This window comes from Micromonospora sp. NPDC005215 (assembly GCF_040607915.1).
GTDB lineage: Bacteria > Actinomycetota > Actinomycetes > Mycobacteriales > Micromonosporaceae > Micromonospora.
Genome location: NZ_JBEXHQ010000017.1, coordinates 101,689 through 127,918, shown reverse-complemented (window position 1 = coordinate 127,918; position 26,230 = coordinate 101,689). Strand labels below are relative to the sequence as shown.

Annotated in this window: 21 protein-coding genes; 6 read left to right on the top strand and 15 right to left on the bottom strand. The window is 71.4% G+C overall.

Features of this window, described 5'->3' with window-relative positions; genetic code table 11:
* Window positions 1–155 precede the first annotated feature (155 nt).
* Window positions 156–1,451, bottom strand: coding sequence for a GAF domain-containing protein (locus ABZU25_RS15650; RefSeq protein ID WP_355030019.1), 1,296 nt, complete (start codon window positions 1,449–1,451; stop codon window positions 156–158).
* Between the two features lie 143 nt (window positions 1,452–1,594).
* The gene (locus tag ABZU25_RS15645) at window positions 1,595–2,059 is read right to left on the bottom strand and encodes a hypothetical protein (protein WP_355030018.1); all 465 of its coding nucleotides are present in this window, start codon (window positions 2,057–2,059) and stop codon (window positions 1,595–1,597) included.
* A gap of 284 nt (window positions 2,060–2,343) precedes the next feature.
* Between ABZU25_RS15645 and ABZU25_RS15640 the strand changes: the two genes are divergently transcribed.
* The 3 genes from ABZU25_RS15640 (at window position 2,344) to ABZU25_RS15630 (ending at window position 5,003) form a co-directional block, all read left to right on the top strand.
* Window positions 2,344–3,495, top strand: coding sequence for a hypothetical protein (locus tag ABZU25_RS15640; RefSeq protein ID WP_355030017.1), 1,152 nt, complete (start codon window positions 2,344–2,346; stop codon window positions 3,493–3,495).
* A 199-nt stretch (window positions 3,496–3,694) separates the two neighbouring features.
* Window positions 3,695–4,300 (top strand): response regulator transcription factor, encoded by a 606-nt coding sequence (locus ABZU25_RS15635; protein WP_355030016.1) that lies wholly within the window; start codon window positions 3,695–3,697, stop codon window positions 4,298–4,300.
* 103 nt (window positions 4,301–4,403) lie between these two features.
* A complete protein-coding gene (locus tag ABZU25_RS15630) occupies window positions 4,404–5,003 on the top strand; it encodes a response regulator transcription factor (RefSeq protein ID WP_355030015.1) in 600 nt (199 codons plus the stop codon).
* Window positions 5,004–5,031: 28 nt separating this feature from the next.
* On the opposite strand, the gene ABZU25_RS15625 is transcribed toward ABZU25_RS15630, so the two are convergent.
* From ABZU25_RS15625 to lanKC, 4 genes are all read right to left on the bottom strand, one after another.
* Entirely contained in the window at window positions 5,032–6,786 is a 1,755-nt protein-coding gene (locus ABZU25_RS15625) for an ABC transporter ATP-binding protein (protein ID WP_355030014.1), read from the bottom strand.
* 20 nt (window positions 6,787–6,806) lie between these two features.
* Window positions 6,807–8,531 (bottom strand): ABC transporter ATP-binding protein, encoded by a 1,725-nt coding sequence (locus tag ABZU25_RS15620; protein ID WP_355030013.1) that lies wholly within the window; start codon window positions 8,529–8,531, stop codon window positions 6,807–6,809.
* A gap of 75 nt (window positions 8,532–8,606) precedes the next feature.
* Window positions 8,607–8,726 (bottom strand): SapB/AmfS family lanthipeptide, encoded by a 120-nt coding sequence (locus tag ABZU25_RS15615; protein WP_013734295.1) that lies wholly within the window; start codon window positions 8,724–8,726, stop codon window positions 8,607–8,609.
* A gap of 5 nt (window positions 8,727–8,731) precedes the next feature.
* Entirely contained in the window at window positions 8,732–11,329 is a 2,598-nt protein-coding gene (gene lanKC, locus ABZU25_RS15610; RefSeq protein WP_355030012.1) for a class III lanthionine synthetase LanKC, read from the bottom strand.
* Between the two features lie 654 nt (window positions 11,330–11,983).
* Between lanKC and ABZU25_RS15605 the strand changes: the two genes are divergently transcribed.
* Window positions 11,984–12,691: an RICIN domain-containing protein gene (locus ABZU25_RS15605; protein ID WP_355030011.1), complete on the top strand. Its 708-nt coding sequence runs from the start codon at window positions 11,984–11,986 to the stop codon at window positions 12,689–12,691.
* Between the two features lie 87 nt (window positions 12,692–12,778).
* On the opposite strand, the gene ABZU25_RS15600 is transcribed toward ABZU25_RS15605, so the two are convergent.
* From ABZU25_RS15600 to ABZU25_RS15575, 6 genes are all read right to left on the bottom strand, one after another.
* Window positions 12,779–14,233 (bottom strand): alkaline phosphatase PhoX, encoded by a 1,455-nt coding sequence (locus ABZU25_RS15600; RefSeq protein WP_355030010.1) that lies wholly within the window; start codon window positions 14,231–14,233, stop codon window positions 12,779–12,781.
* A gap of 126 nt (window positions 14,234–14,359) precedes the next feature.
* Complete coding sequence (locus ABZU25_RS15595; RefSeq protein WP_355030009.1) at window positions 14,360–15,460, bottom strand: Gfo/Idh/MocA family oxidoreductase; 1,101 nt, start codon at window positions 15,458–15,460, stop codon at window positions 14,360–14,362.
* The gene (locus ABZU25_RS15590; protein WP_355030008.1) at window positions 15,430–16,140 is read right to left on the bottom strand and encodes a ThuA domain-containing protein; all 711 of its coding nucleotides are present in this window, start codon (window positions 16,138–16,140) and stop codon (window positions 15,430–15,432) included. The genes ABZU25_RS15595 and ABZU25_RS15590 overlap by 31 nt, the downstream gene beginning before the upstream one ends.
* A 267-nt stretch (window positions 16,141–16,407) precedes the next feature.
* A complete protein-coding gene (locus ABZU25_RS15585) occupies window positions 16,408–17,895 on the bottom strand; it encodes an RICIN domain-containing protein (protein ID WP_355030007.1) in 1,488 nt (495 codons plus the stop codon).
* 21 nt (window positions 17,896–17,916) lie between these two features.
* Window positions 17,917–19,356, bottom strand: a complete 1,440-nt coding sequence (locus tag ABZU25_RS15580) for a glycoside hydrolase family 43 protein (RefSeq protein ID WP_355030006.1) — start codon at window positions 19,354–19,356, stop codon at window positions 17,917–17,919.
* A gap of 22 nt (window positions 19,357–19,378) precedes the next feature.
* A complete protein-coding gene (locus tag ABZU25_RS15575; RefSeq protein WP_355030005.1) occupies window positions 19,379–20,914 on the bottom strand; it encodes a family 43 glycosylhydrolase in 1,536 nt (511 codons plus the stop codon).
* A gap of 282 nt (window positions 20,915–21,196) precedes the next feature.
* Between ABZU25_RS15575 and ABZU25_RS15570 the strand changes: the two genes are divergently transcribed.
* Window positions 21,197–21,679, top strand: coding sequence for a hypothetical protein (locus ABZU25_RS15570; RefSeq protein ID WP_355030004.1), 483 nt, complete (start codon window positions 21,197–21,199; stop codon window positions 21,677–21,679).
* Between the two features lie 243 nt (window positions 21,680–21,922).
* Here the strand turns inward: ABZU25_RS15570 and ABZU25_RS15565 are convergent, their stop codons facing one another.
* Window positions 21,923–22,939, bottom strand: coding sequence for an ATP-binding protein (locus tag ABZU25_RS15565; RefSeq protein ID WP_355030003.1), 1,017 nt, complete (start codon window positions 22,937–22,939; stop codon window positions 21,923–21,925).
* On the bottom strand, window positions 22,932–23,627 hold the full coding sequence (locus ABZU25_RS15560) for a response regulator transcription factor (RefSeq protein WP_355030002.1): 696 nt from the start codon (window positions 23,625–23,627) through the stop codon (window positions 22,932–22,934). Before ABZU25_RS15560 ends, ABZU25_RS15565 begins: the two co-directional genes overlap by 8 nt.
* A gap of 161 nt (window positions 23,628–23,788) precedes the next feature.
* On the opposite strand from ABZU25_RS15560, the gene ABZU25_RS15555 reads away from it, so the two are divergent.
* Window positions 23,789–24,868, top strand: coding sequence for an NAD-dependent epimerase/dehydratase family protein (locus ABZU25_RS15555; RefSeq protein WP_355030001.1), 1,080 nt, complete (start codon window positions 23,789–23,791; stop codon window positions 24,866–24,868).
* Here ABZU25_RS15555 and ABZU25_RS15550 read toward each other — a convergent pair.
* Window positions 24,840–26,195, bottom strand: coding sequence for a hypothetical protein (locus ABZU25_RS15550; RefSeq protein ID WP_355030000.1), 1,356 nt, complete (start codon window positions 26,193–26,195; stop codon window positions 24,840–24,842). The genes ABZU25_RS15555 and ABZU25_RS15550 overlap by 29 nt on opposite strands.
* Between the last annotated feature and the right edge of the window lie 35 nt (window positions 26,196–26,230).

Here is a 26,230-nt window from a genome sequence, read left to right as displayed (position 1 = left end):
CCGGCGAGCACCCGGCGCAGGTCCTCCTCCGACCAGCCGTCCACCCGCAGCACCCGGATCGCCACCACCGCCCGCCGACGGTCACCGCCGGCCGCCGGCTGCGTCCACAGCCCGAGCCAGGGTGTTCCCGGCCAGCACAGTCAGGGCTTACTCGTCTAGCGCTTGAGGTAAGCGGCCAGGCCACCGAGCTCTTCGCTGGCGATGAAGACCGACCGTACGTTGAGGATGGCCTCCTCGACGTGGGCGGAGCAGCCCCACGCCGCGTCGCCCCACGAATCGGCGATCTTGATCTCGGCCGCGGCGGTGCATCCCAGGGCGCCACCGAGCTCGCACCGCTCCGGGTGCGGCATGGCAGCCTGCGCAGCCGCCGCGGCGCGCATCCGGGCGGCGAGTTCCGCGGCGACGGTCGCACGCTGCTCGGCCTCGGCGCGCAGTTCCCGTTCGACGCGTACCACCTTGGCCAGCTCGTCATGGGCGGACCTGGCACGTGCTTCGGCGGCTCGGCGCGCCTGCTCGCTGTGGTGACACTCGATGGCCAGGGCGGCGGTGCCGGCGAAGACCCGGGCGAGGGCGAGGTCGGAGTCCTGCGGGGCGCGCGGGGTGCGGTGATACATGGCGAAGGTGCCCAGGAGGCCGCCGTCGCGGGCCAGGATCGGCGTGGACCAGCAGGCCGACAGGTCAGCCTGCTCGGCCAGGTGCCGGAAGTCGTCCCAGAAGGGGTCGGTGCTGATGTCGGTGACGATCACCGGTTGCCGACGGTGGGCGGCGGTGCCACAGGAACCGACGCCTTCGCCGGTGGCGATCCCGTCGATGGCCTCGTTGTAGAAGTCGGGGAGGCTGGGTGCGGCACCGTGACGCAGGTGCCGACCGTCGGGATCGGCGAGGAGGACCGAGACGAGCACTTCCTGCGGTGCGAGGTTCTCGATACAGCGGGCCATCCCGTCGAGCACCTCGGTCAGGGGCGCCTGACGTGCGATCTGCTCCACCAGTGCACGGTGTTCGGCCATCAGCCGTTGGGCCTGCTTGACCTGGGTGGTCTCCACGCCGAGCACCCGGATGCCGGAGACCTGACCGGCGACGTCGCGGCGCGGCTCGTAGGTGAAGTCGAAGAATGCCTCCCGCGCCTGCGGGCCGGTGCCCAGCATGAGCCGGACGTCGCTGCCGGTGTAGTGCTCACCCGTGCGGTAGACCTGATCCAGCAGCGCGATGAAGCCTTGACCGGCCAGCTCGGGCATCAGGTCCACCAGCGCGACCCCGGTGCGAGCCCGTTCCTCGCCGATGGTGGCGAAAAACGCCGGGTTCGCCGTCTCCACCAGATGCTCCGGTCCCGCCAGCGAGGCGAAGACGGCGGTGGACTGCCCGAACAACGCCCGCAGATCCTCCTCCGCCCCTGCCCACCCGGCACCCGCCGGATCCGCAGCCGGGGGCAGCTGGTCTGGTACCGCCGTCACGTCGTGGTCCGCCTCTCGTCCGGGTTACGGGAATGGCTCGATGGTGCGTCGCTCGGTGACGGTGCTCGCCGTGTGCGAGGAGGTGGCTGACGCCGCCGATGCAGCCTACCGGCGGGACGAACCGACGGCGAACGCACGCGGGTTCAGGACGTCCGGCGGCCGTAGGAGACGGTTGCCCCCACCAGCAACACGGCCCCCAGGAAGAAGTAGGTGTTGATTCCGAGGCCGGTCCAGAACTCGCCCGTGGGGATGTCGTCGGCTCCGACGAAGCCGCCGCGGCGGATACCGGTGACCATCAGCAGGTTCTCGGCCATCCCCGGAACGCCCCGGATGACGAGCAGGACGCTGCCAGACAGGAGCGGCGGCAAAAGCAACCACCGGGGAAGATGTCGAGCCCAGGGCCGGACGGTGGCGAGGACGACGGCCGCCCCGACAGCCGAGATGGAGATGAGCACCACGTTGAAGATCACGTAGGCCCGCATGCTCCAGGGTCCGTCACCGGTCGGATCGTCGCCGGGAAAGAACACCAGGAGCACATGGGACACCACAAAGAAGATCAACCATGCGAGGGCGCCGTACGCCCAGCGTGGACTTCTGAAGGCAGGCATACCAGCACCATCGTCGGGCCAGCATGCTGACGCCTCCCTCCCACGGGGGGTGTTCTCTCCCGTGGCAGAGCGAGGCGCTGGAGAGCCGACGCGCTCGACTCGCCCCGAGGCCAGGCACGCGGCGAGGAGTCATCTAGCCGACGATCCACACATCACCGGATGCGCATGCGTGAGTGCATAGCTACTATGGGTCAGCAATCCACAGGGAAGGGGGTCATGCCCGCGTGCGAAGTCCCGTCAACGGAACCGCGCCGATGCCCGCGCCGGGCCGATCCGCGCCGCTCGTGGCTGACCGACTACGCAGGCTCACCCGGCGGGTGGTGCTGTTCGTGGTCGCCGTCGGGGCCGGTTTCCTGCTGGCCGCCCTGTTCCAGGGGCCGGCCGCCGCCGACGGGTTGCGCAGCGGCTCCGGTTTCGAACCTCAGCTGGAGATCGGCGGTCTGGTCGAGCCGGTCACGCGGCTCACGGAGGCGGCCCACCCCCACCCTGACCGTCAGCGGGCCGCAGGTGCCGACGACCGCCACGAAAGTAGCCCCGACGCCCCGCTGACTGGAGCCGTCGGTGGCGTCGTCGCCGCCCGCGACGCGACACCCGCGCCGATGTCTCGACGGTCGGCGGACGCGTCGCCGGTGTCCGTGCCGCTGTCCCGGGTCGACGCGACCGGCGCGGCGCAGCGCGAAAGACTCCAGCCAACCTCCTCAGCTCACGCGGCTCATCGTCCAGCTCGCCGCGTTCAGACGTCGCCGCAGCCCGCTGATCCGGTACGACAACCGCCCTCCGTCGCGCCCGCGATGCACAGACCCGCCGGCACGCCTGCGCCGGGCCTGATCACCGCCCCACTGCCGCACGTCGTGAACATCGTGACCGCCCCACTGCCACACATCGTGAGCATCGTGAGCGCGGTGCCGATCCGGCCTGTCGTCAGGACGCTCTGCCACGTCACCGACGCCGTACTGGCGCCTGCTCTCGACGTGACGATCGTTCCGGCGGCACCTCCACCGCTCGCTCCCCCAGCGCTCAGGCGGGCCCGCGCGCCGATGGCCGACCCACCGCCCACCCCGACCATGCCGACGCCACCAGCTCCAGCGGCGGGGTCGGCTGAATCGGCGGTCGCGGCGGTACCCGCAGAAGCGGTGCCACCCCCGGCCGTGCCACCGCGGATGTCCGTCGTCGGACCCGCGCCCCCCAGCCCCGGGGCCTCGACGGGGCACCTCGCCGCGCGCCCGGATCCGGTGACCGCGGCGGCCGACCTTCCGGGTCGACCCGTCACGCCCGCCGACCAGGACGCCGCTGGCGCCGACGACGGGTCGCCGCCCGCGCCGGGACTGGTCTGGCCAGCCGACCGGCAGTCGCACCTCGGCGCTGGGCAACCCTGCGATCTCGTGCCACCTCTCGTCCAGAGCCGCGCTCCGGCTCCGATCGCCCGCCCGGGCTGAGGCGGGTCGACCGACCCGGGTGGCTGGCCCGCACGGCCGTTCCACCCGCCGGTCTGGTCGACCAGAGCCCGTGCCCGTCCGCCGTGACGGTGCCCCGGGCCATGCCTATCCGTCCGTCGCGCACGACCGCCCTGACCAACCCGTGGATGTTCCGGGATCGGTGGCCGGTGTGACGCGTACCTGAGATCGGAGAAACGTGGTGATCCACGTTGTCGTTGCCGAGGACATGGGTTTGCTGCGCGGTGCGCTCTGCGCCGCGCTGTCGGGTGAGGAGGACATGAAGGTGGTCGCCGACGTCGAGGGTGTCGGCGAGCTGTTGACGGTGGTCCGGCGGTGCCGACCCCAGGTGGTGGTGCTGGCGCTGACGCCGGAGTTGCCCGACCCGGTGGAGGTGGTCGCCCGGATCAGCGCCGACGCGCCGCACGCCGCCGTGCTGGCGATGAGCCCTCGGTGGAGCCCCTCCCTGGTGGAGGCGGCGCTGGCGGCCGGCGCGCGCGGCCTGGTCGGGAAGGACAGCTCCCTGGCGGAGCTGGTGCGGGCGATCCGTGCGCTGGCGGCCGGGGAACGGGCGATCGACCCGGCCGCGGCGGTGGCGGTGCTGAGCCCCCCGGAGATCCCGTTGACACCTCGGGAGATGGACGTGCTGCGGATGGCCGCCGAAGGGCTGCCCCTGAAGGAGATCGCGGCCCGCCTCTACCTGGCACACGGGACGGTGCGCAACCACCTGTCGGTGATCCTGCGCAAGACCGGGGCGCGCAACCGGCTGGAAGCGGTGTGGCGCGCGCGGAGTAACGGCTGGTTGTAGCCGTGCGGGCGGGTCCGGCGAAGGTGTCCGGGCCCGCCCCGTCGCCGTGCGGACCAGAGGGATGCGTGTTTGAATATTGACGTTGAGTGATCACCATCGGAGTGTGGGAAGGCTCATTGTGATCCGTACCCTGCTCGCCTTGGACGGTGCCCTGGTGCTGGGCGCGCTGTCGTTCGTCCTCGCCGCCGAGGACGACATCCGCGTCGTGGCGGAGGTCGATCGCGGCGACGCGGTCTCCGCGGCCGTCCGCGCCCAACGACCCGACGTGGTGGTGGCCGACCTCGATTTCGTCGAGGGAGTCGAGTCGAACCGCCTCGGCCAGTGCCCCGTCCTGGTGCTGGCCCACCCACAGCGGGCCCGGCGGCTGCGCGGCATGTTCTGCCCGACCCGGACGGTCGGCATCCTGCCCAGCGACGCCGCCCCCCACCGGGTCATCGACGGGATTCGCCGGCTCGCCCGCCGGGAGCCGGTGGTCGACGCCGATCTCGTCGTCGCGGCGCTGCGCTCGGACGGTCCGCTGACCAGCCGCGAGACCGAGGTGTTGAGGCTGACGGCGGCGGGGGCGCCGGTCGCGGAGGTGGCGGCGTCGCTCGGGCTCACCCGGGGCACCGTCCGCAACCATCTCGGTCGGATCGCCCGCAAGGTGGGCGCGCGCACCCGGGTGGAGGCCGTGCGGATGGCCGGCGAGGCGGGCTGGATCTGACCGGCACCGTCGGCGCGGGCCTGGGGGTTCAGCCCCGCCGCGCCGGTGCCGTCCGGGGCGACAGCATCGGATCGTCCCAGCAGCCGACCAGCGCCCGGTAGGTGGCCGAGCGGGCCATCAACTGCCAGTGCGTCCCGAGCACGGGCTCGTCGCCGTCGAGAACCAGCACCCGATCGGCCCGCAGCGCGGAACTGATCCGGTGCGCGATCACCACGAGGCTGCCGGGCCGCCGGGCGAAGGCACTCTCGACGGTCGCCTCCAGTGCCGGGTCCAGGTGACAGGTCGCCTCGTCGAGGATCATCAGCGGGGCCGGTGCCAGCCAGGCTCGGGCCGCCGCGATGAGCTGCCGCTCCCCGGCGGAGAGCAGGGCCGGCGCGACCGACGCGCCCAGCCCACCGAGGCGGGTCGCCAGCGGGCGCGCACCGAGCGCGTCGAGGGTGACCTCCAGCGTGTGGTCGTCGACGTCCGGCCGCAGGTAGCGGAGGTTGTCGGCGAGACTGCCGGTGAAGACGTACGCCTCCTGAGGCACCAGCACCCGCATGCCGGCCAGGACGTCCGGTTCGGCGTCGGCGACCGGCGCACCGGCCAGGTGGACCGTGCCGGTCTGCGGCGGCACCAGCCCAGCGATCAGGGCGGCCAGTGTGGACTTCCCCGCGCCGCTCGGGCCCACCACGGCGAGGTGCTCCCCGTCGGCCAACGTCAGCGAGAAGTTCCGCAGGACCGGCCGGGCGCGCGGGCCGTAGCCGAAGGTCAGCCCCCGGACCTCGACGGCCGGCGAGCGGCCGAGCAGCCCGGACGACGGGCGGGAGCGGGGTGTCCGGGTGGCGGGGCCGGACCGGCGGGGGTCGTCGGACCCCGGGCCGGCGCGCAGGATGTTCTCCAGGGTGACCGCGTACCGCAGCCCGCCGCCACCGAGGCCCTGCACCAGGGTGTGCAGGGCGGGTTGCAGCCCGGTGGAGACGTAGATCAGCGCGCCCAGCACCGCCCCCGCCGTCAACCCGCGCTCCACCAGCCACGGAGCAGCCGCGAGCAGCACCACCAGCGGCAACCAGCCGCCGATGCCGAGGCTGAGGCTGCGGATCGCGGCCATCCGGGCGAGGGTACGTTCGGCGGCGGCCTGCGCCGACACTCGGCGTTCCACGTCGGCCGTCACGCGTGCCTGGGCGCCACAGGCCAGCACGTCGCGGTGACCGGCCAGCGCCGCCGCGGCCGACTGGCCGAGCTGCTCACCAGCCCGGACGTACGCGCGCTGGTGCGCGGCCATCGCCGGCAACGCGGCGAGGAACACGGCCAGGCCGGCGACCAGCGGCGCGGCGGCCAGCGCCGCCACCACCGGTGCCAGGGCGAGCAGGCCGAGCAGGGCCGCGCCGGCGGAGAAGAGGAACCCGCGGGTCACCATCAGCAGACCGGCGAAGGTGTCGCGGACGATTTCCATCTGGTGGGTCAGCCGGGTCACGGCGGCGCTGTCCGGGCGGCCACCCGCCCGGGTGGCCTCGCGCAACGCACCCTGGACCACCTGGGCGGCCACCTCGTCGCGGAACGGCTCGACCACGGCTCCGAGGCTCCGGTACGTCCGACCGGTCGCCGCCGCGCCGACCAGCACGGCCACGGCGAGCGCCGCCAACCACGCCAGGCCGTGGAGGAGACGTCCGGCCAGGAAACCCTCGTCGACGGCGCGGGCGACCAGGAGGCCGGCGAGCAGCGCGGGCAGCGACTCGACAAGCGACCAGCCGCAGAGCCGGGCGAGATCGCGCCGGCGGGCCCGCAGTGCCCGCCAGGTCACCCGCCATACGCTGGGTCGGCTCACGAGCCACCGCCGGCCGGCTGGAAGACAGCCCGGTAGTCCGGGTCGGCCCAGAGCCGCCGGTGCGGCGCCAGTCCGCGCAGTCGACCGCCGTCCAACCAGGCGACGAGATCGGCCGCCGCCGCCACCGCCGGCCGGTGGGTGACCACCAGTCGGGTACGCGAGCCGGCCCACCCGATCAGCGCCTCGGTGATCCGGTGTTCGGTAGCGGTGTCCAGGCTGGACGTCGCGTCGTCCAGGATGAGCAGCCGCTCGGCGGCGAACGCCCGGGCCAGGCCGAGGCGTTGGGTCTCGCCTCCGGAGAGCGGTGTGTCCACCATCGGGGTGCGGTAACCGTCGGGCAGCCGTTCGATCACGTCGGCGACCGCCGCCAGGTGGGCCGCCTGAAGGACCGCCGGCTTGGCCGGACTCCGATCGGTCGGCGGCGTCGAGTCGACAGGCAGCGCCATCCCGATCGCGTCGTGGACCGTCTCGCCGATGAGCACCGGCCGGTCGAAGGCATAGCCGACGGCTCGGCGCAGCGCAGGCCCGTCGAGGTCGCGCAGCGGCACATCGTCGAGTCGCACCTCACCGTCGTCGGGGTCGTGCAGCCGTCCCGCCACGGCGGCCAGTGTCGACTTGCCGGCGCCGGACGCTCCAACGACAGCCACCGTCGCGCCGGCCGGTATGTCCAGGTCGATGCCGTCCAGGATGGGTCGGCCGTCGTCGGCGTACACGCGCACCCCGCGCAGTCGCAGGGCGCCACCGCCGGGCGGGAGAGACCGGTCGCCTACCGGTGCGACCGGCTGTTGCAGCAGCTCGGCGACCCGGTGTGCCCCCGCGCGGCTGCGGACCAGGTGATTCAGGGTGGCGAGCACTCCACCGAGCCCGGCGCCCATGGCCGCGTAGCGGACCGCGGCGACCAGTTGGCCCGGCGTGAGCCAGCCTGCGGTCAGGGCGTACCCGCCGACCGCGACGACGCTCAGGTGCAGCAGTGGTGCCACGGCGGAGGTGCGCGCACTCGCCCGAGCCAGCAGTTCCCAACTACGCCGGCCGTGCCGGCCCAGCTCCGGCAGGGCCGCCAGCACCCGGTCCTCCTCGCGGTGGACGGTGGCGGCGGCGGCGATGGTCCGGGCGCCGGTCAGCGACTCCAGCAGTCGACCGGCGATGGTGCCGAGCACCCGTTGGTACCCGGCGGTCGCGGTCGAGGCATCGGCCACGAAGGCGCGCATGAGGACGGCGAGCAGGGTGAGGCCGGCGAGCAGGGTGATTCCGAGGACCGGTTCCATGATGGTGAGCGCGACGACGCTGCCGAGCGGTGGCAACACCGCCACGACGGCCAGCACCACGGCGTTGCCGGCCTGTCCCGCGTCGGCGGCCTGGCCGACCAACCGGCCGACGAGATCACCCACCGGATAGCGGCGGGTGGCGCGGACATCCAACGCGAACACGTGCCGCAGCAGGTGCCGGCGCAGCCCGGCGGTGGCGCGTGCCGCGCCGAACCCGCTGGCCAGGTCGGTGAGGGTGTCGACGCCGATGAGGACGACGACCAGGCCGGCGGCGAACACCGCCCACCGGCCGGAGCCGCCGGCGAGGGCGGCGTCGACGGCGCGGCCGAGGGCCGCGGGCAGCAACAGTTCGGCGGTCGCGCCGAGCAGCGCGACCGCCGCGAGTCCACCGGTCCAGCCGCCGCCGTCCCGGGCCGTTCGCCGCAGCAGCCGGTCCCCCGCGTCGAACGTTGGCATCGGTCCTCCCATTGCTACGCGGTCGCCCTGGGTGGGCACGTCTACCCGCCCAGGGCGACCGCGTTCTGCGATGGATCAGTTGCAGGTCGTGACGGAGAGCGAGCTGTCGCCGCAGAGCAGCAGGCTCGCCCGGCTACCACCACCCGTGCGGTCGGCCGGAGCCATCTCCAGGCCCTGGAGGTCCAGAAGCGCCATGTCGTTCACCTCCCTTCCATCCGTTCGTCGATCCTGTCGCCCCCGCTGTCGCGGGGGAGTCTGTCCGCGCCCGGCAGCGGCGCGAGGAAGGGCAGCACCGGCGGCCGGTCGTGCCGCGCGCAGGCCAGCGCGAAGAGCACGCCGGCGGTGCCGGTGCCGAAGTCCATGGAGAGCCGCAGCAGCTGCTCACCGGGGAACGCGGTTCCCTCCCGGTACGGCAGCGCGTGCCAGCTCAGTCGGTCCAGCTGCGCGCCGAGTTCCCGGCGGTCGGCGTCGTCGGTCGAGGCGGCGAGGTAGGCGATGATGCCGGCCCGTCCGGCGAAGAGCCCGGACTGTGCGTAGAACGGTGACCGCGCCGCGCGGCGGATCCCCGCGCTCGCCTCGGCGAACCGTTCGTCGGCGCGGTGCCGCAGGTACTGGTCGAGGACCAGCCCGATACCGACGCTGCCATGCGCCAGGTACGGCATGGTCCGCCAGCCCTCGTTGACCTCCAGGGCACCGTCCGGGCGCAGCACACATCGGCGCAGATCCTGGCGCAGCGCGGTGGCGGCGTGCGCCAGCAGTTCGTTGTCACCGCTGAGCTCGTAGAGTCGTACCAGCATCAGCGCCGGGCCGGTTCGGCCGCGCAGCAGCCCGGCGTAGGGGTTACGTCCGCCGCTGACGTCCGGCCCGGGGTCGTCGGCCAACTGCCCGATCACCTGCTCGGCGACCCGCCACGCGGCGTCGTGCAGCGACACCTCCCCGGTACGCGCGGCCAACTCGGCCAGGTTCAGGGCGATCCCGGACAACCCGCTCGCCAGGCTGTGGTCCAGCCCGTCCAGGGGTTGGCGCAGGCAGATGTCGACGACGTCCAGCGCGTCCTGCCGACGTCCGAGGTGTTCGAGGGCGTAGGCGACGCCGTGCAGCCCGTCGTAGAAGCCGCAGCGGGTGCCGGACGGCGGCGTTGTCGCCCGCCGCACCAGCCAGTCCTCGTGCTCGGGCCACCGCCCGGCGCCGCTCCTGTCGAGCGCGTACAGCACTCCCGCCGCCCCGTGGGCGAGGTTGAGGCCGCCGCTGCGGAACTGCTCGATGTCACCGGGGAAGAGCCGGTCGTCGCGCTCGGGGGTGGCGCTGGCCCGGATCGCCGTGACCAATCGGTCCCGCGTGGTGGGCCAGTCATCGGCGCGCAGGGCACCGCTCGAATCCGCGCCGACCTGGCGGCCACCGGTGATCTCCTCGACCGCGGGGTCGAGGAAGGACCTCGGCACCGGGAAGTTCGCGGCGATGATGTCGGCCAGGTGCGTCACCTTCGCCGGTGCGAGCCGGACCAACTGGGTCAGCGGCAGGAACAGCGCCAACCGCAGGCACGCCAGGGCGTACCTGTCGACCGCCGGTCCGGTCCGGTCGCGCGGGGCGGCGAAGCCCTGGTTGCGCAGCCCGGGTCGGCGGTGCCCGGCGATCGGGGCGGCCACCTCGAAGTCGACGAGGGCGACCTGGTCGTCCGGCCGGATCATGATGTTGAACAGGTGCAGGTCCCCGTAGACCAGGCCGCGCTCGTGGATCGCCGCGATGAGGGACTCGACCTGCTCGTAGGTCTGCCGGGCCCAGCGGGCGTACGCCGCCCGGTCGTCGTCGGTCGCGTCGGCGTCGATCAGCGGGTACCTGTCGACAAGCACCTTGTTCAGCGGTCGGCCCTCGATGAACTCGAGCGCGAGGAAGTGGTGCTCGCCCAGGACGAACTCGTCGTGCACCCGTGGCACCTGCGGCAGGTCGGCGAGTTGCCGCAGGGCGTCCGCCTCACGGGCCAGCCGGGCGACGGCGTCGGTGCCGTCGGCGTCCAGGCCGGCGTGCGGCCGGGCCTCCTTCAACACAACCTCGGTGTCGGTACGCAGGTCCCGGCCCACGTACAGCCCACCGCCGTTGGAGAAGTGGATCACCCGCTCGATCCGGTACGGCACCTCGTTGGTGCTGGTTCCGCTGCGGGCGGCCAGGTGCGGGCTGAGGAAGTCGGGCAGGGTGATCCAGGACGGTACGTGGAAGACCGGGTCACGGCGGTCCGGCACCAGCGTGCCCGATTCATCCTCGATCGCCGCCACCACCTGACCGTCGGGCGAGTGGCAGTAGCGGGCGGCGAAGCCGCCGTAGCGCACGTAGACCGGGCCGTTGCCGTAGCGGAGGTCACTGAGGATGTACGGCCCGGCCTCGCCGGTGAGCAGTTCGTCGAGCTCCTTGCAGGCCAGCTCCAGTTCCGCCTCGTCGCGGGGGTAGACAGTGATGAACTTGCCACTGGCGGCCCGGGCGGCGTACTTGGAGTTGCGCAGCAGCAGCGTGCGCGGCCCACTGAGGAACTTGAAGGACAGGCCGCGGGGGACGCAGTAGTCCCAGACGGCGTCCAGCACCCGCTCGGCGTTCGGCAGACCCGCCGACACGTGGATCTTCCAGCCCTGCTGCGGCAGCGAACCGCCGTCCGGCGCGTAGATCAGCCAGTCGTCGAGCGGCTCGCGGCGCCAGCCGGTCGGCAGCGGCCGTTCGGCGGCCGGGAAGACCGGCTGCGCCGTGGCGCTGCCGAGCGAATCGTAGAACAGCGGATCCGCGGCGCAGTAGCTGTCGTAGCGTTCGTCCACTGTTCCGCCTCCCCTTCGACTCGGCCGGCTGGTGTTCCGGCGTTGAATCGAGTCTCGCCGACGGGACGGGGCGGCCCCCAGTGCACATAGTCACGGCGTTCGATGTGGGGCGCACGGGCGCTCGTGACAATAGTCAGGCGTACACCGTGCGATGGCCACCTACCGAACCGGCCACGTAGAGCGTTCATCCGCTCACTGACCTGCTGGTTCTTGACCTTCGACGAGGGCAGAACTTAGACTCCCTTGATTGTTAGCGTTAACAGTTATGTCATTCGATTGACATCAAATGGTCATCGCCACCGGGCTCCCGTCAACCGGCGGCGACGCAGCAGACCGGTGCCGACCGGGCCGAGGGAACCGCGACGGCGCGTACCACCACCAGCCAGGAAGACGCAACATGACGCAGGACCAGCACGAGCCGGTGAGCGGAGAGCGCAGATTGGTGAGCCGCAGAACCGTCCTGACGACCATGGGGGCCGTACCCGTCGCGACGGTCGCGGCGGTCGTGGGTGCCACGGAAGCCTCCGCGGCGGCGGCGAACATCAATCCGTCGGCGCCGCGGCAGACGATCCGAGGCTTCGGCGCGATGGCCCACGCGGCCTGGATCGGCGACCTGACAGCCGCCCAGCGGGACACGGCGTTCGGCACCGCGCCATGGTCGACGCCGAGTTCCAGGCGTACGTCTGGTGGTATCTCCGGCGCAGCTACGGCCCCATGCGCGAGGACGGCCAGATCAGCAAGCGCGGGGCCATGATGGCGCACTTCGCCAGGTTCGTCCGCCCCGGGTACGTGCGGATCGACGCGACGGCGAACCCGGCGTCGAACGTCTACGTCTCGGCGTACCGGGGCGGCGACACCGTCGTGATCGTCGCCGTCAACAAGAACACCTCGGCGGTGAGCCAGCAGTTCACCCTGTCGAACACCACAGCGTCCGGCAGTGTCTCGAACTGGCTGACCGACGGGAGCAGGAACGTGGCGCCCCAGGGCGCGCTCACCATGTCGAACGGCTCCCTCAGCGTCACGCTTCCCGCTCGCAGCGTCATGACCTTCGTGACCAGCGTGAGCGGCGGCACCAGCACCGGGGACACCTACAAGCTGGTAAACGTCGACACCGGCGTGGTTCTCGGCGTGCAGAACATGTCCACCGCCGACTGTGGTCTGGCCGTGGTGTGGGGCGACAGCGGCACCGCCGACCACAACTGGGTCCGGATCACCGACGGCAGCGCGGTCCGGTTCCGGAACGTCAACAGCGGCAAGGTCCTCGCCATCCTCAACGGCTCCAGCACCTGGGGAACCCAGGCCGTCCAGTACACCGACAACGGCAGCACCAGGAACAACTGGCGGCTGGTCCAGGTCGGCTGACGGTCCACCGCGCGGCTCCGGGCCGACAGCACACGGCCGACCCGGAGCCGCACAAGCGTTTGTCACCCACGCCGCGGTCTGACCCGGTCAGCCCAGGTACTTCTCCCACGGGCCGGTGATCGCCAGGGTGAGGCCCGGGTCCTGCATGTTGACGAAGAGGACCCGGCCGTCGGCGCTGAAGGTCGGCCCGCAGAACTCGGAATCGTTCAGCTGGTTGCGGGCGATCGCGTACGTCGGCCCGCCCGGAGTCGCGCTGAGCACGTGGGAGGCCCCGGTGCCGTCCTCGGCGAGCACCAGGCTGCCCCACGGGGTGACGGAGACGTTGTCCGGGCCGTCGAAGGTGAGGTCGTTGTACTTGACCGCCGTGCCCTCCTCCGACGCCGTCTGGTGCGGGAAGTACGTCACCAGCTGGATGGTCTGGGTTTCGAAGTTGTAGAACCAGACCATGCCGTCGTGCGGCGCGGCGTCGGCCGGCAGGTCACCGTCGTCCCAGGCGTAGGAGTTGACCACGTACACGCCCTCGTCGGTGCTCCACACACCTTCGAACTTGCGTCCCCGGGTGACCTGAGCGTCGGCGAACTGCTCGCGCACGGATGTGTGCCGCGCGTCGCGGTCCGGTACCTCGATCCACCGTACGGGGAAGGGGCGGCCCAGCTGGGCGGAGGTCAGGTAGGCGACGTCCGGCAGCACCGAGCCGTCGTCCATGATGATCTGCATTGCCGCGAGGACACCGGCGTTCGGCGCGAGGCGGGTGAGCACGCCGGGACCGAGCTTGACCCCCCGTGGCGCCGACCAGCGGTAGAAGAGGCCGTTGGGCTCGTCGGCGTCCTCGGAGAGGTAGATGTTCGTGCGGTCCTTGTCGACCGCCAGGGCCTCGTGCGAGTAGCGGCCCAGGCACTTGATCGGCTTCGGGTCCGCGCTGCCGTCGGCCCAGACCTCGAAGACGTACCCGTGATCCTTCTGGTAGACGCCCGACCGGCCGCTTTCTTCCCACTCGTCGCCGGCCCGGTCCTCGGTCTCCTCGCAGGTGAGCCAGGTGCCCCAGGGGGTCGGTCCGCCGGCGCAGTTGGAGATGGTGCCGGAGAGGGCGACGAACTCACCCAGGTTACGGCCCGCGCGGTCCGTCTTGATCACGGTGCAACCGCCGGCGTCGACGGCGCCCGCGTCGTACACCGTGCCCTTGACGTGCGGTACGCCGAACTCGGCGCCCGGATCGATCTCGTGGTTCTGGATCAGGATGTAACGGCCCTGGCCGGCGTCGTAGACGGCCATGCCGTCGTGGTCCGACGGCGTCACGCCCTGGCCACGGTCGAGTCGGGTGACGCCGGTCCGGGTCACCACCGTGTAGCTGAAGCCCTCCGGCAGGGCCAGGATCCCCTTGCTGTCGTCCGCGAGCGGCGGGAAGGGCACCGGACCACTCTTGACCGGCGAGTGCGGCCGGCCAGGGCTGGCCTGAGCGAGGGACGGCAGCCCGCCGGCGACGGCAAGGCCCACGCCGGCGGCGGCGCCGCCCGCGAGGAAGGTACGACGGGACGAAGGCACTCGAATCAGCTCCTGGTCAGGGTACGTGCGACGGCTGACAGCCAACTCCTGCGGGCAGACACCGACACGTCGCCTGAGGGTTCGAGAGGTGACATCGGAGTTAAGAATCAGGGCCGCTGGCCCGTGTTACGCCTTCCAGTCCTGCACCGGGGTGAGCGGCACGGGTGCGGGTCGCTCCACCATCGTCGTCAGCTCGATCCGCTGGCGCTCGGCCGCCGACCGGAGCAGGGCGGTCATCGTCTCCAGGACGTGCAGCGCGACGTCGCCGCCAGCGCGCGCCGGACGCTGCCCGTCGGCCCTGACCAGGTCGATCAGGCCGATGCCGCGGGACGACTCGGCGTAGCCGGCCCGCGGTTCGAGAACGCGCCATTCGGTGCCGCCGAGCGCGAAGAGGCGGACCTCTCCGTCGAAGTAGTTCGGGTCGGGTACGGCGAGCGTGCCGGTCTCCCCTCGTACCTCGATCGGTGCGGCCGTCGTCGCGACCCCGTCGAAGCTCGTGGTGATGGTGGAGAGAGCGCCGTTGGCGTGTTCGAGCACGCCGGTGACGTGGGTGTCCACCTCCACCGGGATCCGCTGGCCGGCACGTGGACCCGAGCCGATGACGCGCTCGTCGCGCAGGCGGCTGGCGGCTCCGACCACAGCGCGAACCGGTCCGAGCAGGTGGATGAGCGCCGAGATGTAGTACGGCCCCATGTCCAGCAACGGGCCGCCGCCCGGGGCGTAGTAGAAGTCGGGGTCGGGATGCCAGCGCTCGTGCCCTGCGGTGATCATCACGGCCGACGCGGACATCGGGCGTCCGATGAGCCCGCCGTCGATCGCCGCCCGCGCCGTCTGCGTACCCGTGCCCAGCACGGTGTCCGGCGCGCACCCGACGCGCACGTCGGCCGCTGCGGCCCGGTCGATGATCGAGCGACCGTCCGGGAACGTCACGGCGAGCGGCTTCTCGACGTAGACGTTCTTGCCGGCCCCGATCGCGGCCAGCGAGATGTCGGCGTGCGCCGCGGGGATCGTGAGGTTGAGAACCGTCTGCACGTCCGGGCGGGCCAGCAGCCGCTCGACGCTCATCGCCTCGGCGCCGGGGATCGTGGCGGCGACCGCGGCCGACCGGGCGTCGTCGAGGTCGGCCAGTGCGGCGATCCGCACCGCGGGGTGGTCGGCGAGGGTGTCCAGGTAGGCGCGGGAGATGACCCCGAGACCTACGACCCCGACGCGGTGCGGGTCGCCCACACCATCCCCCTCTCGATGACGGTACGCACGCTCGGGTGTTCCAGCACGTCCACGCTGTGTCCCGGGGTGGTCACGACAATGCGCCCGGCACCCCAGCGCCGCGTCCAGATCGCCGGTGAGGTGACCGGCCGGTGCCACGGATGCCATGCCTGCGTGGGGTGGGTCGTCACGGCCAGGACGTCGATCAGGTCGTCGTGCAGCACCCAGTACTGTTCGGTGACCAGGTCGAAGTCCTCGATGCCCGCGGTGATCGGATGCTCCCGCCCGAGGTGGGTGACGCGCACCGTGTGCGGCAGAAAGTTGTCCTCCGCGCCACCGTGCCGCTCGCAGGGCTCCTTGCCAGGATGGGTCGCGAACTGGCCACCCACCAGATGCAGGTATTCCGAGGACGCGCGGAACGAGTCAACGATGCCGCCGTGCCAACCGGTGAAGCCCGTGCCGGCGCGGACCGCCGCGCTCAGACCCGCCACCTGGTCCGCGGTGATCTGCGACATCGTCATGCACTGCACGACGAGGTCGGTGTCGGCCATCTCGGCGGCGTCGGCGTAGATCTCCGTCGACTCCTCGACCCGGACGGCATAGCCGCCACGTTCGAGGAAGGGGACGAACAACTCGGTCGCCTCGACCGGCTGGTGCCCCTCCCATCCGCCCCGAACCACCAATGCCCTGCGCTGCGTCACCCTCGCTCCCTCCCACGGCCCGTCGCCACCGGGCTGGCCGTTCCCGACCCGGCGACGTACCGCCGATACCCGTGCTTCTCGGGCACCGAAACCGTACCCGTGGTCGCCGACAAAGCCGACCTTGGCCGGGTTCGGATTCCACAGTGCCCGCGTCCGGACCGGCGCTAAGCCACACCCGGCACGGAAGGCGCAAACGGCGACGGTACGGCCCGCGCAACCCGGTACTCGGGGTGTGCGGGCCGTACCGTTGATCAGTCGAGACGACCGTCAGACGACCGTGCGCGACCACTGCTGGTTGGTGCCGGTGTTGCACGTGTACTGCTTGAGGACCACGCCGTCCGCTGTCGACGCGGCCGGTACGTCCACGCACTTGTTGCTGTGTCGGGCCCGGAGCTGGAAGTAGCTGCCGTTGGCGACCATCTGGAACTGCTGGTTCGTGCCGCTGCCGCAGGTGTACTGGACGAGTTCGGCGCCGTCGGCGGTCGACGCGCTCACCACGTCGAGACACTTGCCGCTGTTGCGGCTGACGATGCGCCAGTAGCCGCTGCCGGCGTCCTGGAACTGCCACTGCTGCCACGCGTTGCCGCCGTAGGTGTACTGGCCGACGCGCGCGCCGTTGTCGGTGTTCGGTGACTGGACGTCCATGGCCTTGCCGCTGTGCCGCACGTTGATCCGGTAGAACGTCCCGGTCGACGGCGGAGGCGTCGTCGGGTCGCCGCCGCCGATGGTGTCGCCCCACGCGTACCGGATCCGGTCCGCGCCGGAGGTGTTGCGGACGGTCAGGTTCAGGTCGGTGCCGCTGCCGGTGAGGGCGAACATCGAGTACCAGTCGTAGCCGATGGTGCCGGTCTTGCCGCCGAGGGCCGGCCAGTAGGTGCCCCCCATCTGGTTGTCGCGCATGACCTGGGCCATGGCCCGGATGTAGCGCACGAAGTTGTCGGTGCTGCCCGCGTCGGCGTAGTTGCGGCCGTCGTTCATGGGCGCGCCGAACTCGGTCGCGACCGCGCGGGAGGCGCAGTTGCCGAGGCGGGCCTGGATGTGGCTGCGGAAGGCGTCGTAGGTCATCGCGCCGTAGAAGAAGGCGTAGTAGTGGAAGGACAGTAGCGTCGAGTTGAAGCGGCTGTCGTTGCAGATGTCGCGCAGGTCCTGGCTGAAGCCCGTGCCGCCGATCAGCACCCGGCCGGGCACCGCCGAGGTGTGGTAGCTGAGCCAGTTGGCCGCGACGTTGCGCCACTCCGTCGAGCTGTACCCGTGCGGCTCGTTCATCGGCTCGAAGTAGACGTTGCTGTTCGAGCCGTACGTGTTGGTCACAGTGGACCACATCGTGTTCCACGCGGCGAGGTTCGTGATTCTGCCACCGGAGGCGGCGCCGTCCTCCCAGTAGGCGAGGATGACCTTGAACCCGCGGGCGGTGGCCGCGTCGATGGCGCCGCGGTAGGCCTCCCACCAGGCAGTACCCACCGTGTGGGTGTTGATGGGAAGCCGGACGGTGTTGACCCCCATGGTGGACGCCATGTCGTCGTAGAGCGCGTTGGCCTTGGCCCGCACGGTCGCGTTGCTGTCGGACATGCTCAGGCCCTGCACGACGAGCGGGCTCGTCTTGAAGTTGTCACCCAACATGGCCCAGTTCATGCCCCGGAACTGGTTGGTGGCGGCGGTGGCGGGCGACGACGCGACGACGATGCCGACCGTCGCCGTCATCGCGGTCACCAGGGCGATCACTATCCGGCGCATCGACCGGCTGATCCGTTTCATAAGCTGTCCAATCACTAGAGGTCAGCCGGTCACGCGGAAGGTGGCGTCGGCGCGGCTCTGCGCGTCGGTGACCGGGTCGAGCCGGAGCAGGTAGCTGTAGTGCCGTAGGTAGCGGTCCGGGTGGCTGTAGGACTGGAACGACGTCCACGACGAGTCGGCCAGACCGGCGACCCGCCGGAAGGTGGCGTCGGCCGCGAAGGTGGCAGTGCCGTCGTTGGCTTCCAGCCGGAAGTCGAACCCGTAGTGGCGCAGGTAGTAGCCCGGGTAGTTGACCGACTGGATGGAGACCGTGCCGGAGCCGACCAGGCCGGGCACCAGTCGCCACTGGCCGTCCTGGGCCGGGCTGACGTTCGGGTCGATGCGGACGTCGTAGTCGTAGTGCCGCACATACCGGTCCTGGAAGTTGTACGACTGGATCCGGTTGACCGCGGTGGCGGGCCAGCGGGCGAGCACCCGGTCCTGTTCGGCGGCGGTCAGGTTGAGGATCGTTCCGTGCCGCTTCTTGGTGCCACCCATCGCGTACGAGCCGGACGCCGGCAGCCGGTAGCTGCTCGGGCTCGACGGGTTGGTCGTCAGGACGGGCAGGTAGCCGCGCCCGGAGGAGTACTGGTCCAGGTAGAGCAGCCACTCGTTGCGGGCGTTGAACTTCATCCACATCGGACCCTCGACCTGCGAGCCGGTCAGCCCGATGCCGGAGAGGTTCCCGACGCTGGTCCAGGTGCCGAGGATCGAGTTGCTGCCTTCGATGGCGATCTGGCCGTCCCGGGAGGCCCGGACGTAGCGGTAGCCGCCGACGCCGGAGGGCACCTCGACGATCTGGGTGTCGATGATCTCCTGGCTGCCAGGTCGGTTGATGTAGACCTGCGGTGTGGTGACGCTGCGGAAGTTCGTCGTGCGCGCGTAGTAGATGCGGTGCTTGGTCGCGCCGTTGAGTGGGACGTTCGTCGCCCAGTAGAGGACGTAGTCGCCGGTGTCCGGGTTCCAGATCGCCTCCGGCGCCCAGGCGTTGCGTCCGTCCGGGATCGCGCCGGCGACGTTCAGCAACCACGGCGCGGACCAGTTGACCAGGTCGGTGGACTCCCACACGACGAGGTTGCGGCTGCCGTTGTTGATAGCGGTCGACCAGTCCTGGCCACAGCCGATGCACAGGTCCGTGGCGATGATCCAGTACCGGTCACCGTTCGGCGAGCGGACCAGTGCGGGGTCGCGGACGCCGCGGGTGCCGACTGTGGAACGCAGGACGAGCCCCCCGTTGTTGAGGTCCGTCCAGCGCAGGCCGTCGGTGCTGTGGGCGAGGTAGATCTGCTGGTCGGTGGACGACTCACCGGTGAAGTGCGCCATCAGGTAGCCGACGGTCGGGTCGATCGCCGCCGCCTCCTTCGGTGTGGCCACCGACCAGGTGGTGAACAGCAGGCACGCGGCCACCGCAACCGCGCCGAGCCGCACCAGGACTCTCGACATGGGCCTTTCTCCTTCGCGTCAGCTAGAGCGTCGGTACGACGGGGCGGATGGTGCCGTCGGTGGTGAACTCCAGCCGGTCGATGGCGGTCTCCCGGTTGGTGCCGTTGCCGGCCGGCACAGCGAACCGGTGGTAGGCGATGTACCACGTGTCGCTGCCGGGTGCCCGGACCACGGAGTGGTGGCCGGTGCCCTTGATGCCGACCTCGAGCCGCTTCTGCAACACGACGCCCCGCCTGGTCCACGGGCCGAGGGGCGACGGGCCGGTGGCGTACGCGACCCGGTAGTCCTCACTGCGCGTGTCGTTCTCCGACCACATGAGGTAGTACTGGCCGTTGCGCTTGAACACGAACGGCGCCTCGTTGTAGCCGGAGGGCGTGCTGACCCGTACCTGCGCCGCGTCGAAGGAGATCATGTCGCTGTTCAGTCGCACGGCCCGCGCTACGCCCTGCCCCCAGTACAGGTAGGACTGCCCGTCGTCGTCGGTGAACACCATCGGGTCGATCGCCTGCCCACCAGAGAACTGGTCGCTGCGGATGAGCGGCCGTCCCAGCGCGTCACGGAACGGCCCGGTGGGGCTGTCGGCCACTGCCACACCGAGTTGTTTGGCGGTGTTGCCGCTGGCCGCGCCGCCACTGAAGTACAGGTAGTAGCGGCCGTTAGCGCTGGCCACCGCGGGCGCCCAGGCCGAGTTGTCCGCCCAGGACACGTCCGGCCCGTGGTCGAGGATCACCCCGTGGTCGGTCCAGTTCACCAGGTCGGTGGAGGAGAACGCCTTGTAGTAGGTGCCGGCCCAGCTCGCGTAGCCGTCGGTGGTCGGGTACAGGTAGTAGCGTCCGTTGAACACGGCGAGGTGCGGGTCGGCGAAGAGGCCCGGGATCACCGGGCCCTTGGTGGTCCGGGGTGCCCACGGCGCGACCAGGCGGAACGAGCTGTCCGCCCGGAACGTGGCGGTGTCCTGGTAGGCGTCGAGCCAGAGCGCGAAGTCGCGGTGCCGGATCCGCCGGTTCGGATAGTTGTACGAGGCCAGCGCCACCGATCCGGAGACCGATCCGTCGACCGCGCAGAAGGTGGCGTCGGCTCGGAACCCCGCGTCACCGGCGTTCGGGTCGATCCGGAGCCGGTAGTCGCGGTGCCGCAGGAACAGGCCCGTCCTGGTCTGGAACGAGTAGCAGGCAGGCGATGCCAGACCGTTGACCACTGTGAAGGTGGCGTCGAGCTTGACCTGGTTGGCGCTGCTGGAGGTCACCGGGTCGAGCTGCCCGAGATAGTCGATGTGCCGCACGTACCGCCCGGTCTGGTTGACCGCCTCCAGCGAAACGGCACCGGTCGGCAGCGTGGCGGCCTGCGCCGGCCCGTCGGTGACCACCACGAGAGCGGCGGCGGCCACGGCGGAGAGCGCGAGGATCCGGATGCGCAGGTAGCCGTCGGCCCCGTAGCGCAGCCGCCACCGGTGGTCGGCCCTGCCGGTATCGGCCCACTGCTGGGTAACCGCACCGTCCGGTGACGACTCAGGCCCGGTGGTCAGTGCCGCTGTTGTTCGCCATGGAACCACGGTCACGACTCCCCTTCCGGGACGACCACCTATGTTAGCGTTAACAAGATCAAACCGTGTGTCAGCTCGGGTCTTCGTGTTTGTGGACGGCGGGCAACCTGCCGCACGGGACATCTCTGGTGCGCCACGCGATACAAGCACAATGTGTTCGGCTCGTTAAGCTCGCGTTGCGGACAGTGTTAGCGATCGCATCGGCGAGTGTCAAGGATCGAAGAAGTTCGTTCGCCTTGATCCCGCTCCCATGGCTGGCAGTCCGCAGCCGATCGTGCGGCTGGCTATCGTTCTGGCATGGTGCTCAGTTCATCCGATGCCATCGGTGCCGCCTTTCTCGCAGACGAGCCAGCCGACGGCGTCGACCTCAGCCTGTTCGGACAGTTCGAGGGCTCCTGGGTGCTGGACTGCACCGAGTACGACCCCGACGGGTCCTCGACTGTTAGACGAGGCGAGTGGCACTTCGGGTACGCGTTGGGCGGCCGGGCCACCACCGATGTCTGGCTCCTGCCCGGCGTCGAACACGGCGTCAGCGTGCGGTTCCCCGATCCCACGGCCGGCGCGGGGGTCTGGCGCTCGACGTGGGTGGGACCGGGACGGCGTCGGACGCACACCTTCCTGGCAGCTCGCGTCGGCGACAAGATCGTGCTCGACGGCGGCGACCTCCGCTGGACCTTCTCCGATATCGAGGCAGACGCGTTCCGCTGGCGCAACGAGGCCCGGCAGCCCGATGGCACGTGGCGGCTTGAGCAGACGTTCCGGGTGTGGCGGCAGACCTGATCCCCGAAACCGGAGTCCGCCCCGCCGCAGGCCGGGTTGCTCCTACCGCCAGGCAGGCCGCACCCACGAGGCCATCACCATCGAAGAGAGGGTCGTCAACGATGCGGTCCGGGTGCTGGGGGACGAGCACCCGGCCACGTTGGCAATGGTTGACGCGTTGCGGGCCTGGCGGAACGAGGGGTAGTTCGATCTTGCGGCTGTGGGCAGTGGCCTCGGTCGGTGCCGGGCTGAGCGATCGTGGCGTCAGGCGGTGGCGAGTCGGACCATGAACTGGCAACCCTCCGGGGTGTTGCGCACCTCGACCCGACCTCCGTGCGCCTCCACCAGGCCGTGGACGATGGCCAGGCCGAGCCCGCCGGACGCCCCGCCGTCGCCGGGGCCGGGCGTGCGGGCCGGTTCGCCACGGAACGCGATGTCGAACAGCCGGGGTAGGTCGGCCGGGGGAATGCCGCCGCAGGTGTCGGCGACCGACAGCCAGGCGTGGTCCTCCTCGTGGCCGGCTTCGATGCGTACGGTGCCGTCCTCGGGGGTGTAGCGGACGGCGTTGAGCAGCAGGTTGGCGACGACCCGAGCCAGCTCCGGTTCGCTCGCGGCGACCGTCGGCCACCCCGACTCGCTGGCGATCAGCTTGATCCGGCGGGCGTCGGCCAACGGGGTGGTGCTGGCCAGCGCGTCCGACACCACCTCGCCGAGCGGCACCGCCGTCAGCGACAGCCGCAGCGCGCCCGCGTTGATCCGGGACAGCTCGAACAGGTCGTCGACGAGTCGGGTCATCCGGTCGGTCTCCAGCCGGATCCGGCGGTGGTACTCGTCGACGGTGTCCGGATCGCGGACCACCCGGTCCTCCAGCGCCTCCGCCATGGCCCGCAGCCCGGCCAGCGGGGTACGCAGGTCGTGGGAGACCCAGGCGACCAGGTCCCGTCGGCCCTTCTCCAGTTGCCGTTCCCGTTCCCGGGCCTGGTCGCGCCAGACCGCCGCGCGGGCGAGTCGACGGCCGAAGTGCCCGCCGACGGCGAGGCTGACCACCGCTGCCGCCGAGACGGTGATCAGCACCACCTCAAGGTCGTGGGCGGAGAGGAACATCGCCTCCGCGACCGCCAGCACGCCCACGGCGACGGCGACCACCGTGGTGGCGAGCAGCACGCTGAGGTGCACGGTGATCGAGCGGCGCCGAAGCGCGCGCAGCAGCAGTGCGCCGGCGAGTCCGACGCCCAGTGCCGCGCCGAGGGCGATCGCGAAGATCAGCAGCAGGTCACGCATCGGCTGGCTCGTACCGGTAGCCGACGCCCCAGACGGTCACGATCCGCTGCGGATCGGCCGGACTGTCCTCGATCTTCTCGCGCAGTCGGCGTACGTGCACGGTCACTGTGGAGTGGTCCCCGAAGTTCCAGCCCCAGACCTGCTCAAGGAGTTCGGCCCGGCTGAACACCCGGGACGGATGCCGCATGAGGTGGACGAGCAGGTCGAATTCACGCAGCGTCAGCGCCAGGTCGGCACCGGCGAGGCGGGCCGTCCGGGAGGTGGTGTGCAGTACCAGGCTGCCGTCGGTGATCGCCTCCGGCCGCTCGGGCGGCGGCCCGCTGGCGGCGCGACGGAGCACCGAACGGACCCGGAGCACCAGTTCCCGGGGGGAGAAGGGCTTGGTCAGGTAGTCGTCCGCGCCGAGTTGCAGCCCGAGGATCCGGTCGGACTCGTCACCCCGCGCGGTCAGCATGATGATCGGGATGCCATCGGGCCGGGCCCGCAGCTCCCGACACACCTGTAGGCCGTTGATCCGGGGCAGCATCAGGTCGAGCACGACCAGGTGCGGTGCCTGGCGAGCCACCGCCGCCAGTGCCGCCGCCCCGTCCCCGGCGTGGCTGACCTGGAAGCCGTCGTGTTCGAGGTATCGACAGATGACGTCACTGACGGTCTGGTCGTCGTCGACCACCAGCACCCGCTGTGTCACGAACGTCCCCCGTTCCGGCCCGTCGACCTGTCCCCCGGCCTGTCCATCCGCCCAGCGTAGCCAGGCACCGGGCGCCGACCGCACCGGCGAAACCTAACGAGGTTCTTACGGCTGCGCGGGCCAGCGGGTGCGGGCGTACGCGGGGTCATACGGTGACCGGAATGCGGATACTTGTCACCGGTGCTGCCGGGTTCATCGGCTCCCACGTCGCCGACCTGCTCGACGACGACGGGCACGAGGTGGTGGCCGTCGACGCGCTCCTGCCGGAGGCGCACGGCGCGACGCCACCGCCCTGGGCACAGCGGCACGACCTGGTGGTCGGCGACGTGCGCGACGGCGAGCTGCTGACCCGGCTGCTCGCCGGGGTCGACGCGGTCTGCCACCAGGCGGCCATGGTCGGCCACGGCGTCGACCCGGCCGACGCCCCCCGGTACGCCGCACACAACGACCTCGGCACGGCCACCCTCCTCGCCGCGATGCACGCCTCCGGCGTACGCCGGCTGGTGTTGGCCAGCTCGATGGTGGTCTACGGCGAGGGCCGCTACCACTGCCCGGCCCACGGGATCGTCCGGCCGGCCGGCCGCCGCGCCGCCGACCTGGCCGAGGGCCGGTACGAGCCGAGCTGCCCCCGTTGCGACCAGGCGCTCTCCCCCGGTCTCGTGCCCGAGGACGCGCCGCTGGAGCCGCACAGCACGTACGCCGCCACCAAGCTGGCCCAGGAACACCTCGCCGGCGCCTGGGCCCGGCAGACCGGCGGATCGGTCTGGGCGCTGCGTTACCACAATGTCTACGGGCCGCGGATGCCCCGCGACACCCCGTACGCCGGGGTGGCATCGATCTTCCGGTCGGCCCTGGCCGCCGGGCAACCGCCCCGGGTCCTGGAGGACGGCCGGCAGCGGCGCGACTTCGTGCACGTGAACGACATAGCGGCGGCCAACCTGCTGGCCCTCACGACACCGGCTCCGGAGCCCCTGGTCCCGGTCAACATCTGCTCGGGTGAACCGCACACCGTCGGCGAGCTGGCCCAGGAGCTGGCCTCGGCGATGGGCGGGCCAGCACCCGTCACGGTCGGCGGCGGTCGGGTGGCGGACGTCCGGCACGTCGTGGCCGATCCGGCCCGCGCCGCCCGGCTGCTTGGTTTCAGCGCCCGAGTCGGCTTCGCCGCTGGCATCGCGGACTTCACCACAGCGGTGATGCGGGAGCCGGCCTCGGTCAGGACACCGTCCACAGTAGGTGGTTGACGGCGAGAGCCGTGCCGGCCTGGGCCGCCAGCCACCACCGTCGGTGTCCGTGGGGCAGGTGCGCGGTGGCGACAAGCAGCCAGACGGCGAACGGTAGCCAGATCCGCTCCACCTCGGCCTTGCTGAGCCCGGACAGGTCCGCCGCGAGCACGACCACCGCTGCCGCGACGGGCAACCACACAGCGGGTCCGGCGCTGGCGATCCGCTGCCGGAGGGCCGTCGCGAGCGGTGGTCGGATCGGCACGGCGGCCACCGCCCGGCGCAGTGCCGGCCCGACCACCGGCCCGGCCGAGAGCAGCAGGGCGGCGAGATTCGCCCAGACCCAGTAGCCGTACGGGCGTTCCGCCGCCCAGCCCTGGTAGTAGCGACGTGCCACCAGGTGGTAGCCGTCCAGCCACCAGAAACCGGCGAGGCTGAACCCGGCGACCACAGCCGCGACCGCCGTCGCCGCGACCAGGAGCACTCCGAGGCGATCACGTGCCCGCAGCAGCACCACTGTCAGCGCGAGAATCCCGACCAGGACGAACCCGTACGACAGGTAGAGGGCGAAGCCGAGCAGCAGCCCGCCGAGTACGGCCCTGGGCCGACCACCCACCGCCAGCAGCGCCAGCCCGGCGGCGATCACCGCGGCGAACATGCCGTCCGCGGACGCGCCCACCCAGACCGCCCCCGGGAAGAGGACCAGGAACGGCCACACCGCCCGAGCCGCGTCCTGCGCGCCGAGCGCCCGCAACGTCACCGGCACCGACACGCAGACCGTGGCGCCGAGCACCACACACGCGAGCCCGGCCGCCGTCCCGCCGCCGAGGCCGATCCGCTCCAGCCAGACGAAGAACAGCAGCGCTCCCGGTGGATGACCGGCGGTGTGGGTGGACCACGAATCGGGCTGGAAGTCGAGGATCCGGTCGGCGAAGCCGGACACCATGCCGCCGACATCCGTCACCCGGGGCACCTCGTGCAGGTACTCGGCCTGCACGGTGAGCCGCTCGGCCAACCCGGCGGACCAGCCGTCCACCAGGGCCAGCGACAGCGTCCAGAGCACCGCGGCGAGATAGCCGACGACCAGCAGCCGTGGCCACCGCGCGTCGGCGGCCCAGCGCGCGCCCCGCCAGACGAACAGCGCCGCAACGAGAAGCGCGGCGGGAGTGCCGGGGCCCAGATGTGGCTGCCACGCGGCGTAGAGCGGGGCCGCGTCGGCATGCAGCCGCACGCCCCGATGGTTGAGCAGTGCGCCGACGGTGACGGCGGTGGCGAGCAGTGCCACCTCGGTGCCGAGGACGATCAGGTCGGCGGACCGGGGTCGTCCCGGCCGGGTCATCATGGTCATGGTGACGGCCGACGATACGACCTCCGACCAGGGAT

Bases quoted from the DNA above. Each gene is read 5' to 3' on its own strand.
- ABZU25_RS15615 (WP_013734295.1), bottom strand. From the start codon at position 8,726: ATGGCGCTTCTGGACCTCCAGGGCCTGGAGATGGCTCCGGCCGACCGC.
- ABZU25_RS15645 (WP_355030018.1), bottom strand. From the start codon at position 2,059: ATGCCTGCCTTCAGAAGTCCACGCTGGGCGTACGGCGCCCTCGCATGG.
- ABZU25_RS15570 (WP_355030004.1), top strand. From the start codon at position 21,197: ATGGTGCTCAGTTCATCCGATGCCATCGGTGCCGCCTTTCTCGCAGAC.
- ABZU25_RS15550 (WP_355030000.1), bottom strand. From the start codon at position 26,195: ATGACCATGATGACCCGGCCGGGACGACCCCGGTCCGCCGACCTGATC.
- ABZU25_RS15585 (WP_355030007.1), bottom strand. From the start codon at position 17,895: ATGAAACGGATCAGCCGGTCGATGCGCCGGATAGTGATCGCCCTGGTG.
- ABZU25_RS15580 (WP_355030006.1), bottom strand. From the start codon at position 19,356: ATGTCGAGAGTCCTGGTGCGGCTCGGCGCGGTTGCGGTGGCCGCGTGC.
- ABZU25_RS15555 (WP_355030001.1), top strand. From the start codon at position 23,789: ATGCGGATACTTGTCACCGGTGCTGCCGGGTTCATCGGCTCCCACGTC.
- ABZU25_RS15620 (WP_355030013.1), bottom strand. From the start codon at position 8,531: ATGCCAACGTTCGACGCGGGGGACCGGCTGCTGCGGCGAACGGCCCGG.
- ABZU25_RS15565 (WP_355030003.1), bottom strand. From the start codon at position 22,939: ATGCGTGACCTGCTGCTGATCTTCGCGATCGCCCTCGGCGCGGCACTG.
- ABZU25_RS15605 (WP_355030011.1), top strand. From the start codon at position 11,984: ATGGTCGACGCCGAGTTCCAGGCGTACGTCTGGTGGTATCTCCGGCGC.